General features: G+C 68.7%; 18 protein-coding genes and 1 pseudogene. 9 read left to right on the top strand and 10 right to left on the bottom strand.

Going from position 1 to position 13,190, the window contains the following annotated elements:
- Positions 1-69: 69 nt before the first annotated feature.
- The 3 genes from ACIBVQ_RS12735 to ACIBVQ_RS12725 all read left to right on the top strand — a co-directional run bounded on the left by ACIBVQ_RS12735 (position 70) and on the right by ACIBVQ_RS12725 (position 1,972).
- On the top strand, positions 70-267 hold the full coding sequence (locus ACIBVQ_RS12735; protein ID WP_352015502.1) for a ferredoxin: 198 nt from the start codon (positions 70-72) through the stop codon (positions 265-267).
- Positions 268-611: 344 nt separating this feature from the next.
- On the top strand, positions 612-797 hold the full coding sequence (locus ACIBVQ_RS12730) for a hypothetical protein (protein WP_362784152.1): 186 nt from the start codon (positions 612-614) through the stop codon (positions 795-797).
- A 311-nt stretch (positions 798-1,108) separates the two neighbouring features.
- Positions 1,109-1,972, top strand: a complete 864-nt coding sequence (locus tag ACIBVQ_RS12725) for a class I SAM-dependent methyltransferase (protein ID WP_399177398.1) — start codon at positions 1,109-1,111, stop codon at positions 1,970-1,972.
- Positions 1,973-1,978: 6 nt separating this feature from the next.
- On the opposite strand, the gene ACIBVQ_RS12720 is transcribed toward ACIBVQ_RS12725, so the two are convergent.
- From ACIBVQ_RS12720 to ACIBVQ_RS12710, 3 genes are read right to left on the bottom strand one after another with little or no spacing between them, the layout of a single operon-like run.
- Positions 1,979-2,737, bottom strand: coding sequence for a hypothetical protein (locus tag ACIBVQ_RS12720; RefSeq protein WP_399177396.1), 759 nt, complete (start codon positions 2,735-2,737; stop codon positions 1,979-1,981).
- A complete protein-coding gene (locus ACIBVQ_RS12715; RefSeq protein ID WP_352015415.1) occupies positions 2,734-3,084 on the bottom strand; it encodes a PadR family transcriptional regulator in 351 nt (116 codons plus the stop codon). Before ACIBVQ_RS12715 ends, ACIBVQ_RS12720 begins: the two co-directional genes overlap by 4 nt.
- Positions 3,085-3,098: 14 nt before the next feature.
- On the bottom strand, positions 3,099-3,842 hold the full coding sequence (locus ACIBVQ_RS12710) for a CPBP family intramembrane glutamic endopeptidase (protein WP_399177394.1): 744 nt from the start codon (positions 3,840-3,842) through the stop codon (positions 3,099-3,101).
- A 170-nt stretch (positions 3,843-4,012) separates the two neighbouring features.
- On the opposite strand from ACIBVQ_RS12710, the gene ACIBVQ_RS12705 reads away from it, so the two are divergent.
- A complete protein-coding gene (locus ACIBVQ_RS12705) occupies positions 4,013-4,609 on the top strand; it encodes a dihydrofolate reductase family protein (protein WP_399177392.1) in 597 nt (198 codons plus the stop codon).
- Positions 4,610-4,786: 177 nt separating this feature from the next.
- Here the strand turns inward: ACIBVQ_RS12705 and ACIBVQ_RS12700 are convergent, their stop codons facing one another.
- Both ACIBVQ_RS12700 and ACIBVQ_RS12695 read right to left on the bottom strand, forming a co-directional pair.
- Positions 4,787-4,981, bottom strand: a complete 195-nt coding sequence (locus ACIBVQ_RS12700; RefSeq protein ID WP_362784167.1) for a hypothetical protein — start codon at positions 4,979-4,981, stop codon at positions 4,787-4,789.
- Positions 4,982-5,148: 167 nt separating this feature from the next.
- The gene (locus ACIBVQ_RS12695) at positions 5,149-5,616 is read right to left on the bottom strand and encodes an ATP-binding protein (RefSeq protein ID WP_362784170.1); all 468 of its coding nucleotides are present in this window, start codon (positions 5,614-5,616) and stop codon (positions 5,149-5,151) included.
- Between the two features lie 214 nt (positions 5,617-5,830).
- On the opposite strand from ACIBVQ_RS12695, the gene ACIBVQ_RS12690 reads away from it, so the two are divergent.
- From ACIBVQ_RS12690 to ACIBVQ_RS12680, 3 genes are all read left to right on the top strand, one after another.
- Positions 5,831-6,646, top strand: a complete 816-nt coding sequence (locus ACIBVQ_RS12690; RefSeq protein WP_399177389.1) for a Scr1 family TA system antitoxin-like transcriptional regulator — start codon at positions 5,831-5,833, stop codon at positions 6,644-6,646.
- On the top strand, positions 6,634-6,849 hold the full coding sequence (locus tag ACIBVQ_RS12685) for a DUF397 domain-containing protein (RefSeq protein ID WP_399177387.1): 216 nt from the start codon (positions 6,634-6,636) through the stop codon (positions 6,847-6,849). Before ACIBVQ_RS12690 ends, ACIBVQ_RS12685 begins: the two co-directional genes overlap by 13 nt.
- Positions 6,850-7,212: 363 nt before the next feature.
- The gene (locus ACIBVQ_RS12680) at positions 7,213-7,425 is read left to right on the top strand and encodes a DUF397 domain-containing protein (RefSeq protein ID WP_399177385.1); all 213 of its coding nucleotides are present in this window, start codon (positions 7,213-7,215) and stop codon (positions 7,423-7,425) included.
- Between the two features lie 41 nt (positions 7,426-7,466).
- Here the strand turns inward: ACIBVQ_RS12680 and ACIBVQ_RS12675 are convergent, their stop codons facing one another.
- Both ACIBVQ_RS12675 and ACIBVQ_RS12670 read right to left on the bottom strand, forming a co-directional pair.
- Positions 7,467-8,108: a nucleotidyltransferase domain-containing protein gene (locus tag ACIBVQ_RS12675; RefSeq protein ID WP_399177384.1), complete on the bottom strand. Its 642-nt coding sequence runs from the start codon at positions 8,106-8,108 to the stop codon at positions 7,467-7,469.
- A 66-nt stretch (positions 8,109-8,174) separates the two neighbouring features.
- Entirely contained in the window at positions 8,175-8,777 is a 603-nt protein-coding gene (locus tag ACIBVQ_RS12670) for a TetR/AcrR family transcriptional regulator (protein ID WP_399177382.1), read from the bottom strand.
- 154 nt (positions 8,778-8,931) lie between these two features.
- On the opposite strand from ACIBVQ_RS12670, the gene ACIBVQ_RS12665 reads away from it, so the two are divergent.
- Entirely contained in the window at positions 8,932-9,690 is a 759-nt protein-coding gene (locus tag ACIBVQ_RS12665) for a class I SAM-dependent methyltransferase (protein ID WP_399177380.1), read from the top strand.
- Between the two features lie 145 nt (positions 9,691-9,835).
- Here ACIBVQ_RS12665 and ACIBVQ_RS12660 read toward each other — a convergent pair whose 3' ends face one another.
- On the bottom strand, positions 9,836-10,243 hold the full coding sequence (locus ACIBVQ_RS12660) for a hypothetical protein (protein WP_386196214.1): 408 nt from the start codon (positions 10,241-10,243) through the stop codon (positions 9,836-9,838).
- A 174-nt stretch (positions 10,244-10,417) separates the two neighbouring features.
- Here ACIBVQ_RS12660 and ACIBVQ_RS12655 point away from each other — a divergent pair, with 174 nt between their 5' ends.
- Positions 10,418-11,923: an alpha/beta fold hydrolase gene (locus ACIBVQ_RS12655; protein WP_399177378.1), complete on the top strand. Its 1,506-nt coding sequence runs from the start codon at positions 10,418-10,420 to the stop codon at positions 11,921-11,923.
- A 72-nt stretch (positions 11,924-11,995) separates the two neighbouring features.
- Here the strand turns inward: ACIBVQ_RS12655 and ACIBVQ_RS12650 are convergent.
- Positions 11,996-12,373: pseudogene (locus ACIBVQ_RS12650) on the bottom strand (SDR family NAD(P)-dependent oxidoreductase); the annotation flags it as partial.
- A 100-nt stretch (positions 12,374-12,473) separates the two neighbouring features.
- Positions 12,474-13,157, bottom strand: coding sequence for a YoaK family protein (locus tag ACIBVQ_RS12645; RefSeq protein ID WP_386196220.1), 684 nt, complete (start codon positions 13,155-13,157; stop codon positions 12,474-12,476).
- Between the last annotated feature and the right edge of the window lie 33 nt (positions 13,158-13,190).

Below are 13,190 nucleotides of genomic sequence, written 5' to 3'. Positions count from 1 at the left end.
TGGCGGCATTTGTTACGCGACGTCCATGGCGTCGACGTCCGTGACGGTGAAGGAGGAGCCGGCATGAGTTTGAGAGTGAGCGTTGACCAGACGAGGTGCTGCGGCGCCGGACAGTGCGTGCTGACCGTGCCCGAGGTCTTCGACCAGCGCGAGGAGGACGGCATCGTCGTGCTGCTCGAACCCGCGCCCGCCGAGGAGCTGCACAGGGCGGTCCGTGAGGCCGCCGCCGTCTGCCCGACCTCGACGATCACGGTCCACGAGGACTGAGATCCCCGCCCCGGGGCCGTTGCCCCGGGGCTTTCGGTCCGCGAGCCATTTCACGACTCAGGGTTAATAATCGATTACTCTTGGTAGCCATTCTTCTGTCTCCGCACCAATGCCATGTCACACCCCACCGAGGCCGCATATACCGCCAATGACAACAAATGACCGGAGCACCATTTCCACACAAAGACACACATAAAACAATTTGCCCTTTCTGGCAATCAGCGAACCGGCCGAAAAGAAATGCAATACATACCCTGGGGCCATACACACCGCCTTTCCTGTCGTGCGATACATGAGCTGCACCACCTCTCCACGACCGCCTATCGACAGAAAGGCAGAACAAAATGAGTGACTCCGAGGTCGCCAGCAAGGAAGCCCTCGCAGCAGCCCCGAAGATCTGGCGGCACACCATCCAGGCGAACCCTGCGGCGGCGGTCGCGTTCGTCAACAGGGCCCCTGCTCAGCAGGCAGGCGAAGCCGTCTTCTCCAACCGTTCCGACGGCAGAGTCGACGTCTACTACTTCCTCTAAGCCTTGACAACATGGCTGTGACCTCGAAGAACACCTAGAGGTCACAGCCGTACGGCAAGCCCCCCGCGGGGCCGCCCAACCGGGCGGCCCCGTTTTTCGTGCTCGGGAGACCTCCGCGGGGACGGCACGCCCGGTGCACGGACGGACACCCTCCCCCTGGGCACCGACCGGCGAATAAAAAACAGTGATCCCGTATCATCATCCGGCCGTTACATTAAATTAATTTTCAACTGATATGATGGAAACAATCACCCGGACACGCGCCTAGCATCGTCGTTCAACGGCTTGGAAACCGCGAAAGGAAACAGCCGATGAACGACGAGCACAGCCAGACCGCGCTCATGGCGGCGGCGGCCCGCGCCGCCCATCTGGTGGTCGACCGAGCACCCTTCATTTTCGAGGACACCCTCGCCGAGGCTCTGCTGGGCGACCGGGCCGAGGAGCTGATCGGCTACCACCGCGCCTACGGAGAGCACCTCATCCTGTCCGGTGTCCGCGCGCAGGTCACCACCCGTAGTCGGTACACCGAGCTTCGGCTGGCGGAACTGGCCGGGCTCGGGATGAGGCAGTACGTGATCCTCGGCGCGGGGCTGGACACCTTCGCCAACCGTTCACCGCTGGCCCGCGAGGTGACGGTCTTCGAGGTCGACCACCCCGCCACCCAGCGCTGGAAGCGCGGCCTGCTCGCGGCGGCGGGCCTCGCCCCGCAGGACGGGCCGGTCTTCGTGGAGACCGACTTCGAGGCCGACGACCTCGTCGAGCGGCTCGTCGCCCAGGGGTTCGACCCGGCGGCACCCGCCCTGGTCAGCTGGCTCGGCGTCAGCATGTACCTCACCGCTCAGGCCGTCGGCACCACTCTCACGGCGGTCGCCCGGCTGGCTCCCGGCAGCGAACTGGTCATGGAGTACACCCTGCCACCCGCCCTGTGCGACGAGACCGCGACCGCCTTCGGCCAGATGGCCATGGCCGCGGCGGCGGAACGCGGCGAGCCCTGGCTGAGCTTCTTCACCCCCGAGGAACTGTCCGCCACGCTCGCGAAGCACGGCCTGACGGTCGCCGAGCACGTCGGCCAGCGGGAGGTCGCCGATCCGGAGAGCTGGCTGAGCAACGAGAGGCTGCTGCCGCCGGAGAACTGCCGCCTGGTCCGCTCGGTGGTCCCGGCCCCCGCCGCGTGACCCCTCCTACGGCGCCCGCCGGCTCCCGCCGTCGCCGCCGCGCTCGTCGCGGCCCCCGCCGCGCGACCTGCTGAACAGCCACAGCACCGCCACCACGGCGACCACCCCCAGGGTCGCGCCGGTGAACAGGCCGAACAGGGTGTCGAGGCCGTCGAACTCCTCAATCTCATCCTTTCCGACGACCAGCAACAACACCGTGAACACGACCTCGGCCGCCAGAAGGACGCCGACCAGGGCGTAGAACCTCGGGCTGAGGAAGAAGCCCCGCCCCGGCCCCCGTGGCGGGGCGCTCAGCTCGGCGGCCGGTCCCAGACTGGCGGCCCTGGGACGCTTGAAGTACTCGAACCACACCCACGTCCCGCACGGCTCCCAGCCGTCGGGGGCGAGCGACTCGACGAGGCCGGGGCGGCGCGTCTCCCTGCGGTACTCCCACTGCTGGGGGTGCTCGGGGTCGCGAACACTGACGAACATGCCCTTGACGTCGACCTTCTCGACCTCCCAGCCCTGCGCGCCGTACTCGTTGAGCATCTTGACGTCGTGGAACAGGTCGGCGGTCCAGCGCCAGGTCTGGGCGCCCTCGACGGGCGGGGCCGAGGCGCCGGTCAGTTCGGCGGCCAGCTCGTCCGCCGGGCCGAACTCCTCCTCGGGGTCGCCACCGCTCTCGGCGAGGTAGGCCCGCAGGTCGGCGACGGTCGCCTCGACCCGGTCCGCGGGCATGCCCGCCTCGGTCATCGCGGCGGTGAGCCGCTCGAAGTAACCGTTCATCGTGACACCTCCTCCGCACCGCCCCTGCCGAGTACGGCGCGCACGGACTCGTCGAAACTCAGCCAGAGACCGCTCTGCTCGGCGAGCGTCCGCCTGCCCTGGTCGGTGAGCCGGTAGTAGCGGCGTCCCGGCCCGCGCTCGGTGACCCGGAACTCGGCGGTGACCAGCCCCGCCTCCTCAAGCCGGTTGAGCACCGGGTAGAGGGTGCCGCCCTTGATCTGGCCCAGGCCCGACTCGGCCAGGTCCTTGGCGATCTCGTAGCCGTAGTTCTCCCCGGACGTCAGGCTGGCCAGGACCAGCAGGTCGAGAACGCCCTTGAGCCAGCTCGCACGTCGGTCGCTCGTCACGGTCGCGATCCTACCTATGCCGCTTCCCTGACCAGCTCGGTCCGCTGCCGCCTGGAGAACGTGAGGGCGAACAGGTCGATCATCGCGTGGACCAGGATCGGCAGGAGCAGGTCGCCGGTCCTGAAGTAGAGGAAGGTCAGGCTGAGGCCGGCCACGGCGACCGGGACCATGCCGCGCCAGCCCTGGTAGAGGTGGCCCGCGACGAACACCGCGAGCGCGAGCCCCGCCGCGACCTCCCGGCTGAGGCCGAAGGCCTCCGTGCCGACGGCGATGAGCAGCCCCCGGAAGACGATCTCCTCGGTGACGCCCGCGGTCACCGAGAGCCCCGCGGCGTACCAGCGCTCGGTCCTCGTGCGCGGCAGCAGGTGGCTGACGGCCTTCTGCTGGAGGGCGGCCTGAGCCGCCTTGGACGTCTTGACCCCCCTGGCCGCCGCCCACCTGCGGGCGATCGAGACGACCGTCATGGTGAACACGGCACCGACGACCATCCCCAGGGTGGTGTCCGGCGGCCTGTTGACCACCAGGCCGATGTCCGCCAGGTCGAGGTTCGGCTCGATCGCGACGATCACCAGCGCCACGGCGGCCACCGCCCACAGTTCGGCGCTCCAGATCGTGAGCATCCTGCGGTAGACGCCGGGGTCCTCGTCACGGGTACGGCCCAGCCGGTCGTAGGTGTGCTTGCCCGTCAGAGGGCTGACGACGGCCAGATAGACGACCAGTACGGCCGACAGCCCAAAGGCCAGAGGGGTGAACGACATGGGGAAACCTCCGCTAAGTGCTTCGCTACCTAAACGGTAGAGCAACCTAGTTAGGAATACAACCTAGGTTGCGATGGCCACTTTCTACCGACAAATTGAGTTGTCTTGACAGTCCAAATCGTCGGCAATAGCCTGTGGCGGGACGAGAGCACATCGAAGGAGCGAGACCCATGCGCATCGTGATCAGCGAGTTCATGAGCCTGGACGGCGTCGTGCAGGCACCGGGCGGCCCCGAGGAGGACACCGACGGCGGCTTCACCCACGGCGGCTGGTCACACCCGTTCTTCGACCCCAAGGTCGTCGGCGGCTTCTTCGACGAAGGGCTGTCCGCGGCACAGGCGTTGCTGTTCGGGCGTCGCACCTGGCAGACGATGGCCGCGGCCTGGCCGGAGCGCGGCGGCGACCCGTTCGCCGACCGGATGAACTCCATCCAGAAGTACGTGGTCTCGCGCACCCTCCGCGACGACGAGCTGACCTGGGAGAACACCAGCCTCCTGCCCGGCGAGGAGGCCGTGGCCCACATCCGGAAGCTGCGTGAGCAGGACGGGGGCGACCTGCTCGTCATGGGCAGCCCCACTCTGGCGCGCACCCTCATCGGTGAGGGCCTGGTCGACGAGCTCAGACTCGTCGTCATGCCGGTGATCCTCGGCGGCGGCAAGACGATCTTCCCCGGCGACGGCGCGCTGCGCGCCTTCGACCTGGTCTCCCTGGTCACCGCAACCACGGGAGCGCAGGTGTGCGTCTACCGCCCCGCCGTACCCGCGTGACCGGGTGCTCGGTGTGATCGGGGGAAACCGGTTTCACCGAGAATGACGAAACACAGCAGCCCCCTCCGGATGCCGTCGGAGAGGGCTGCTGTGTTTTTGCCCCGATAGGGCGCCACGGTTCGCGGAATGGACCGTGACCCCGGGGGAAGGTCGGCCAGAGGCCCTACCGGGGAGTTCTTACCAGCGCCGCCCGCGACTCGGCGGCTTGAGGACCGCGATGAGCGCGGAAACGCTCAGCACCGCCAGGAGAAAAAGGAGCGGCACGGAAATCGCGGCCGGCTCAGAAACGGCCCAGATGGAAAAGGCCAGCAGCCCGACGACGAACACGACGGCGGCGGCGAACTCGATCAGGCTCTTGGTCTTCGAGGACATGGACCCTCCGGTTTCTCCGGCTCTTCTGGCTCTTCTGGTTTCTCCGGCTTCTGGTTTTCCGGAGAGGGATGGGACCCCGGTGGGAGGGGCTCCGCGACGCGGAGCCAGGCGGGCCCGGCCCGGCCCGCAGGCACCCCCAGCGGGGTCGTTCTGAGAGGTGGCCGGTCTCAGGCCACCAGCCGCCTGCGGGCGGCGATCACTTCCTGCGCGCGCGGGGCCCACGCCGTCACGGGTACGGCGGCCCACACGATTCGCTCACCACCTCCGATGACGTAGGTCCCCCACCGCCCCCCGCACAGCAGCGCGACCAGGAGCAACCCCCTGCCCCCGACGGCGAGCGGGTCGTACGGTGGCACGACCCTGGGCGCCTCGTACCAGGTGCCGGGGTCGCGAACCTCCACGATGAGCAGCCCCATGCCCGCCGTCAGGGTGACGTGGACCCGCCCGGTCAGCTCCGGGTGCCGGATCGCGTTGGTCACCAGCTCGGAGACCACAAGGAGAACGTCGTCCCGTACGGAACAGTCCTCCCCGATAATCTTCAGAGCCCTTTCCCTGGCAGCCGGAACCGACGCCGGGTCCCTTTCCAGCACGAAATCCCCCAGGGTCTTTTCCCGCCAGCATTGTCCGTTTGCCATAGGAATCACCCACTCTTTCCGTCTTGCCCGGTGATAGCGCAAATTCGCATCGGACTGTGCGACGGAACCCACGCCTGCCCTCTTGGGCAGTTCCCACAGTGCCTTCAACAAGCTAATTTCTCAGGGAGTTCACAAGCACACTTGTGAGGCAGGGCGATGCTCTGATCTGCACAATGTGTGCGACCTCTGCGCGACCTCGCCGTTAGGAGTTACCGTGCCTGCCCCCAAGGAGCTGAACCCCGACGCAGGCCCATTGGCCTATTTCGGATATGAGCTACGAAAACTCCGAGAAAACAAAGGATGGTCCCAGGAGCAGCTGGCCAAGAAGATCAGGTTCAGCCCCAGCTATGCGGGCCAGGTGGAGCGTGCCACTCGGCGGCCTTCACGGGACTTCGTCGAACGGTGCGAGAAGGCGCTCGGCCTCGAAGGTGAGCTGCTGCGGCTTCTGCCCAGCGACTCGACGGTCCGCTGGTTCCGGTCCTGGTTGGAGGTCGAGCAGGAGGCCACCTCGATCAGGTTGTGGGGGCCGCTGATCGTGCCCGGCCTGCTCCAGACCGAGGACTACGCGCGTTCGATCATCGGCGGGCTGCCCGGAATCACCCAGGACAGGATCACGGAGCTCACCTCGCTCCGTATGGCCAGACAGCAAGTGCTCCAGAAGACTACGCCTCCTATGCTTTGGATAGTTCTGGATGAGTGTGTTCTCATACGCCCCGTCGGTGGTGCGGAGGTGATGCGGCAGCAATTGGAACACCTTTTGGAGGCTGTAGAGTCTCCCCGCATCAGCGTCCAGATCGCCCCTCTGGGTCGTGCGTCCACCACCGGCCTTCTCGGAGCCTTCTCCATAGCCCAGTTGCCGAACAAGCCGGAAATGGCCTACCTACAGTCGGCGAACACGGGCCACGTCACGGATCGGAATCAGGTCGTTCGGGACGTGACCGAGAAATACGAGACCATCCGGTCGGACGCCCTGCCCCGGCAGGAATCCCTCAACATGATCAAGGAGATGATACGGAAATGGACGACCTGACCAGGGAACTCCTCGACGCCCCGTGGCGCAAGGCCACCAAGAGCGGTGAAGACGGAGGCGAATGCCTTGAGGTCGCCCCGCTCTCCGGAGGCCGCGTCGCCATCCGCGACACCGAAGCCCCCGACCAACCCCCCTACGTCGTACGCGCCGCCGTCTGGCACGCCTTCATCCACGGCGCCAAAAACGGCGAGTTCGACTTCTGACCCCCACCTCGCGGGCCACGGTTCCCATCACCCACAGGGCATCCCGAAACAACCGCGAGCCGTACAGCGAACACAAAAGGGGGCACCGCCCACCCCCGGACGGCGCCCCCACCGGAAACCCATTCGCTCACCAAACAACGAGCCTTTTCTCACCCTCCGCACCAGGTGCTCCAAGGCGGTCGGCGCAGGACTGCCCGGACCGAGCTGAAACGCCCGGCAGTCCACTCGGTGCCGACTCGCGCGTTCTCCACGACCTGTTGACCGTTCTGATCTGCGGATCCAGGATGAAGAAGCTCGACGAACGCCCGTAGCACTGGACGCCTCAGCAGTGAGCCGATCCGGAGTCAGGGGAGGTTCCTGAAAATGAACCTGAGCGAAGAGCTGAGAAACGCCCACTGGCGCAAGGCCACCAAGAGTGGCGAGGACGGCGGCGAATGCCTTGAGGTCGTCCCCCTCTCCGGGGGTCGCGTCGCCATCCGCGACGCCGAAGCCCCCGACCAGGCCCCCTACGTCGTACGCGCCGCCGTCTGGCACGCCTTCATCCACGGCGCCAAAAACGGCGAGTTCGACTTCTAACTCCCACCTCGCGGATCACGGTTGAAGCCGCGTGAGGCGGGCTACAGGCTCCCGAGCCAGGGGTGTCCCGGGTAGGTGTGGGCGAGGAGTTCGGCCAGTTTTCGGCGTTGGGCCGGGGTCATGTGCGGGACGGTGCCGTGGAAGTCCCGGTGGTCCTTGGGGCGAGCGTGCTTGGCCTTGAACAGCAGCACCAGTTCGGGCACCAGGTACGGAATCCCGTCCGGACTGTGGTCGACGATGTCCTCGTAGGGAAGCCGGACCGTCTCGTCGTGGCGGCAGATCCAGGTGTTCCCGTCATGTGGTTCCCGGAAGACGTCGAGCAGATAGTCGCCGGTGGACGGCTCACGAAGCCAGGTCTGATGTGTGGCGGCCAGGACGTCCGCCGTGGCGTTCTCCCAGAGAGTGCCGCTGCTGACCGCGTCAAGGGCGTACCCGGGAAAGCGGGCACGGACCTCGGGAAAGTCGGCGGCGGGAACCGCGATCTCGATGTCCCCATGCTCGCGCGTCCGCGTGCCACGGAACAGGTCCAGCGCCCAGCCCGCGGCCACACACCAGGTCGCGGAAACCCCGACCAGCCACCGCGCCACCTCATCAGGTGTCCAACAGGACGCCCACCTGGCATCGAGGGCTTCGATCTCGGCGGATGTCAGCTTCACACCACCGTCGAGCGGTTGCTCACTCACCGGAAGGAGCCTAACAACGGGAGTCGAGGGCGAGGCCCATGAACCAGGCGAACGCCGGTCGCCGGTTCACAGCAGGCGTCTCTGTATGACGTCGGCGAGGACGGCGTTCACGATCCTGCCGACTTCGCCGGGTCCCGGGGCTGTTCTCCCCCGGTCGGCGAACAGCAGGTGCCCGGCGCCGACCAGGGAGAGCGCGAGCGCGTCCGCGTCGGCGTCCACCGCGATGCGGCCCATCTCGCGTTCCTCCCTCAGGTAGCCGGCGACCATGACCGCGGCGTCCGTCAGGACCGGGACGCCGGGATCCGGTCGGTCCTGACGCAGCCGGGCGCGTAGTTCGTCGCGGAAGATGACGAGGCCGACGATCCCCACGGCGACCGGGTCGAACAGGTCGACCAACGCCCCGGTCAGGTTGCCCGCGACGTCTCCGGTCCCGGCCGAGTCGCGCAGGGTCGCGGCCTGACCCTCAAGCCGGGTGACGCGGTCCCGGACGAGGTCGGCGAGGAAGGCGTCGAAGTCCTCGAAGTGCCGGTGCAGGACCCCCTTGGCGACACCCGCCTCCGTCGTGACGGCCCGGCTGGTCAGGCCGTTCGCCCCGTCCTGGAGCAGGACTCGTTCGGCGGCGTCGAACAGCTGCTGCCGTACGTCCCGAAGGGCCACCCCGGTCGGCATCTCCGGCCCCTCCCTCTCCTCGAACCCTTCTTCGCTTACCGCGAACCGTAACCCGATTGTCGAGTGGGCATGTGCCCACTATGGTGGGCGCATGCCCACTCTAATGCGAGAGCAACCGGAGCCCCAGCGGAACGAAGCCCATAAGGCCAGGCAGATGGCCGAGTCGTTCGGCGTCGACGCCGAACGCTACGACCGTGCCCGGCCCGCCTACCCCGACGCCCTGGTGCGGCGGATCATCGCCGACAGCCCCGGCCCCCACATCCTCGACGTCGGCTGCGGCACCGGCATCGAGGCCCGTCAGTTCCTGGCGGCCGGGTGTGAGGTGCTGGGGGTCGAGCCGGACGCGCGGATGGCCGAGTTCGCCCGCCGTACCGGGGTCGAGGTCGAGGTCGCGACCTTCGAGGACTGGGACGCGGCGGGCCGTACCTTCGACGCGGTCGTCGCGGGGCAGTCCTGGCACTGGGTCGATCCGGCCGTGGGCGCGGCCAAGGCGGCGCGGGTGCTGCGTCCCGGTGGCCTGCTCGCGGTGTTCGCCCACGCCTACGACGCGCCGCCCCCTGTCGCCGAGGCGTTCGCCACGGCCTTCGGGAAGGCCGTGCCCGACTCGCCGCTCGGCGCCGCGTCACCGAAACCGGCCAGGGACGTCTACCGGACGATGTTCACGACGTTCGCCGACGGCATCAGGAAGGCGGCCGTGTTCGGCGAGCCGGAACAGCTGCGGTTCGACTGGGAGCACCACTACAGCCGTGCCGACTGGCTCGACCTGCTCCCCACCACCGGCGTGCTCACCCGGCTCCCCCCGGACAGGCTGGCCGAGATCCTTCAGGACGTCGGAGCCGCCATCGACGACATCGGAGGCGGCTTCACGATGACCTACACCACGATGGCCGTCACCGCGTCCCTGTCCCCCTGAGCCGTATCCAACCGCCCAGGAGCCGTTCGGGGTTCGGATCATGTGGTCGTGGTCGAGCCGCGAAGGCGGAGTCCGGCCTTGTGGTTTTCCGGAGCCCGCCGGTCCTTGGCACCGCCGTCCCGGCGCTGACCGAACGGCGTCGGGCCTAGGCCTCCTCGCATGCGATCTCGGGCGGGCAGTTGGCCTTCACGCCGCCGAACCTGACCCGGGTACCGCCAGGCACGCTCAGCCGGTAGTCGGCGCCGCAGTCGCCGCCCCCGCATTCGTAGTCGATGGCCATGCGGTCCTCGCGCCACGACTCGGTGTGGCGCTTGGGGCCGGTCCAGCGCAGCCTGCGGTCGACCACGACCTCGCCCGCAGGCCCGGTGACCACGGTGATCGTCACCGGGCCGCTGGAGTCGACCTCCATCTCGTCTCCGGTCAGCCGGTACGTGGTGCGGGTGGTCTCCGAAGCGGGCACGATCGGCTCGCGGCTGTTGCTGTGGATCAGTACCGCGCCCCCGGCGATCGCGGCGGCGGCCAGCAAGGTGGTGACTCCGAGGATCTTCTTCATGCCTCAAAGGTAGGAACTCGCGGCCCCGGCGAACGATGGTGCTGCGTTCCCACTTGAGGGTGGTGCTGGTATCACCTCCGAACCGGGGGCCATCATCATCCGCCGCGCGGCGGGGGAGAAGTTCATCCGTTGGTCCCATGCCGCGCCACGATCGGGACTTCTAGCGTCAGGACCATGTTGCACGCACACCGCTGGCTTGCCACCGCCATCGCAGGGCTGGCCATGCTTCCCGGACTCCCCGCCCACGCCGCCTCGGCCGCTCCGACCTGGTGTCCCACGGTCCCCGGTCACCAGGTCGAATGCGACACCGTCAGCCGCCCGCTCGTCCAAGCCGACCCGGCGCTCGGTACCGTCGACGTCGCCTACGCCCTCATCCGCCGGTCCGCCGCCTCGGCCCCGGCCGCCGGCACCATCGCCGTCAACCCCGGCGGGCCCGGTAACGCGCCCATCCCCCTCACCGGCTTCTACACCGCCCTGCTCGAACCGCTTCTCACCGACCACGACCTTCTCCTGGTCGATCCGCGGGGCACGAACGCCTCCGGCGCCCTGAACTGCGGCCTCACCCTCGACACCCTGGCCGGACGGGCCGCGGTCCAAAGCGCCGTCGCACGCTGCGGTGCCGTACTCGGCCCTCGAAGCCGCGGCTACACCGCCACCGCCGTCAGTGACGACATCGACGCCGTCCGCGCACGCATCGGCGTCGAACGCCTCCATCTCATCGGGCAGTCCTACGGCACCTACCTCATGCAGGTCTACGCCCGCCGCCACCCCAGCCGCGTCGCGTCCATCGTTCTGTCCGGAGTCCTACCGGTCGACGCCGACCCGCTCCAGGGACCGGGCGCCCGCGCCTTCCCCGGCATGCTGCGCACCGTCTGCGAACGCAGCGCCGGAGCGTGCGACGCCGACACCGCCGTAGCCGATCTGCGCACGTTCGCCACCCGCCTCCGCGCGCGTCCGGTCACGCTCGTCGTGCCCGACCCCGGTGGCGGTGCCAGCCGTACGGTGACCTTCACCGAGGGCATGCTGGCCGGCCTGGCCCTGCAGAACGCCGCCAGCAGCAGCCGCGGAAACCCTGCCACCATCGGGGTGATGGGCCGCTTTCCCGCCATGCTGCACGATGCCGTACGCGGTGACTACGGACGGCTCACCGCCTTGGCCCAGCGCCTGTGGCCCGGGCGTGGCGGCGACATCAACGAATCGACGGCCTCCGCCATGGGCTGCAACGACTTCCCCGTGCTGTGGCGGCCCAACGCACCGTTGACGCAACGCGCACGACAGTACGGCAGAGCGCTGGCGCGCACGGCACCCGGCCGGACCGGGCCCTTCAGCCCCGAGGCGACCGGTTCGGCCCGCTACGGCTTCGGTGACTTCTGCCTGCAGTGGCCGAAGGTGAAGGGCGTACGCCCGTACAGGCCGTCGGGCACCGCGCCGGACGCACCGGTGCTGCTGCTCTCCGGCGATCTGGACGCCAACACACCCGCCACGCAGGCGGCGCAGGTCGCCCGATCATTCACCCGCACCCGCCAGATCGTGCTGCCCAACCTCGGCCATCTGGTGGACTTCGAACGCAGCGGCTGCGTCACGGGTCTTGTCTCCCGGTTCGTCCGCACCGGCGACCCCGGTTCCACGGCATGCTCCGCTCTGATCCCGCCCCTCAAGGTCGAACCCGTCACTCCATAGCTCCGACGCCGTTCGGTCAGGGGATTCGAGGCCCGATCACGTGGCTGAGACCCCTCAGACCCCGAACAACTCCTAGATGAGGTCCAGGCCGCCGTTGACGGTGAGGACCTGGCCGGTCAGCCAGGTCGTGTCGGGATCGGCCAGACGCAGGTACGGCAGGGCGGCCCCGGCGAGCAGGCTGGGCGCGGTGACGTTGAGGGCGAACAGGTCCGTGATGACTTCGGCGGTGACCTCGCCCAGGGGCGTCACCATGGTGGCTCCGGCGTTGTTGACCAGGACGTCCGCCCCTCCCCACAGGCTGACGGAGGCGTCGACGACCTTCTGGGGCGCGTGCGGGTCGCGCAGGTCGGCGACGTGCACGGCGATCCCCGGATGACCGGCGGCGGTCTCCTCCCGTGACTGACCGCGGCGGGCGACGCCGAGCACGTCGGCACCGGCCTGGGCGAACCCCCGGACTGTTTGAGGCGGTGTTGGGGGTGGCCGACGACCCCAACCACGCCTGAACCCGTACGGCTGAGCGGCCCGTACCCGGAAACGTCCGACGGCCGGTCTACCGGGGGCGGGAGGCCAAGGTCACGGCGGTGAGGAGGACCAGGGCGACGGCCAGGACCGGGACCGGGCCGAGGTTCAGGAAGAGGACCGCGCCGGTCAGGGCGCCGGTGAACAGGGCGGTTATCGAAACCGAACGGCGTAGCCCGGCCCGTTCCGGTGGGTCGGCGGCCAGGAGGGTGAGGGTGCTGGTCAGGACGGTGATGGTGACCAGGTCGGGCACCGCGAGACGACGTGCCGCGGCGTTCTGCAGGCCCATGCCGTACCCCAGCAGGGCGATCAGCGCCGCCCGGACGCCGGCCGTACGGTGGTCCGCCAGCAGGGCGACCACGAGGGCCGCCGCGACCAGGAGGGCGTGCACGGCCGTGAGGACCGTGAACTCCCGCCGCGCCCGCGGCATCCACCGGGCCAGGCGTCCGGTGCTCCAGGCCCCTGCGGTGAAGACCGCCACGGCCAGGGGCGGCGCCCAGACCGACAGCTGCGGGTCACCGGCCAGGGCGAAACCGAGGAAGGCCACGTTGCCGGTCATGTTGGCGACGAAGACCCGGCTCAGCCCGAGGAAGCTGAGCGCGTCCACGAGTCCGGTCGTGACGGTCAGCACGACCAGCAGGGCGGGCAGCACCCCGTGCCGGTTCGCCCCGGGAACGAACAGCAGGTCGGAGACCCGCCGCAGCCCGCCCCTCACGACCGTCCCCGCGTACGGCTCCGCGCCCCCACG

The organism is Streptosporangium sp. NPDC049376 (genome assembly GCF_044466505.1).
Taxonomy (GTDB): domain Bacteria; phylum Actinomycetota; class Actinomycetes; order Streptosporangiales; family Streptosporangiaceae; genus Streptosporangium.
The sequence above is the reverse complement of the archived record's forward strand: the minus strand, read 5'-3'. Positions and strand labels throughout refer to the sequence as shown.

Excerpts from the sequence above, each read along its gene's own strand:
- ACIBVQ_RS12730 (WP_362784152.1), top strand. The coding sequence starts at position 612 with ATGAGTGACTCCGAGGTCGCCAGCAAGGAAGCCCTCGCAGCAGCCCCG.
- ACIBVQ_RS12725 (WP_399177398.1), top strand. The coding sequence starts at position 1,109 with ATGAACGACGAGCACAGCCAGACCGCGCTCATGGCGGCGGCGGCCCGC.
- ACIBVQ_RS12720 (WP_399177396.1), bottom strand. The coding sequence starts at position 2,737 with ATGAACGGTTACTTCGAGCGGCTCACCGCCGCGATGACCGAGGCGGGC.
- ACIBVQ_RS12710 (WP_399177394.1), bottom strand. The coding sequence starts at position 3,842 with ATGTCGTTCACCCCTCTGGCCTTTGGGCTGTCGGCCGTACTGGTCGTC.
- ACIBVQ_RS12705 (WP_399177392.1), top strand. The coding sequence starts at position 4,013 with ATGCGCATCGTGATCAGCGAGTTCATGAGCCTGGACGGCGTCGTGCAG.
- ACIBVQ_RS12700 (WP_362784167.1), bottom strand. The coding sequence starts at position 4,981 with ATGTCCTCGAAGACCAAGAGCCTGATCGAGTTCGCCGCCGCCGTCGTG.
- ACIBVQ_RS12695 (WP_362784170.1), bottom strand. The coding sequence starts at position 5,616 with ATGGCAAACGGACAATGCTGGCGGGAAAAGACCCTGGGGGATTTCGTG.
- ACIBVQ_RS12685 (WP_399177387.1), top strand. The coding sequence starts at position 6,634 with ATGGACGACCTGACCAGGGAACTCCTCGACGCCCCGTGGCGCAAGGCC.
- ACIBVQ_RS12680 (WP_399177385.1), top strand. The coding sequence starts at position 7,213 with ATGAACCTGAGCGAAGAGCTGAGAAACGCCCACTGGCGCAAGGCCACC.
- ACIBVQ_RS12670 (WP_399177382.1), bottom strand. The coding sequence starts at position 8,777 with ATGCCGACCGGGGTGGCCCTTCGGGACGTACGGCAGCAGCTGTTCGAC.
- ACIBVQ_RS12665 (WP_399177380.1), top strand. The coding sequence starts at position 8,932 with ATGGCCGAGTCGTTCGGCGTCGACGCCGAACGCTACGACCGTGCCCGG.
- ACIBVQ_RS12660 (WP_386196214.1), bottom strand. The coding sequence starts at position 10,243 with ATGAAGAAGATCCTCGGAGTCACCACCTTGCTGGCCGCCGCCGCGATC.
- ACIBVQ_RS12655 (WP_399177378.1), top strand. The coding sequence starts at position 10,418 with ATGTTGCACGCACACCGCTGGCTTGCCACCGCCATCGCAGGGCTGGCC.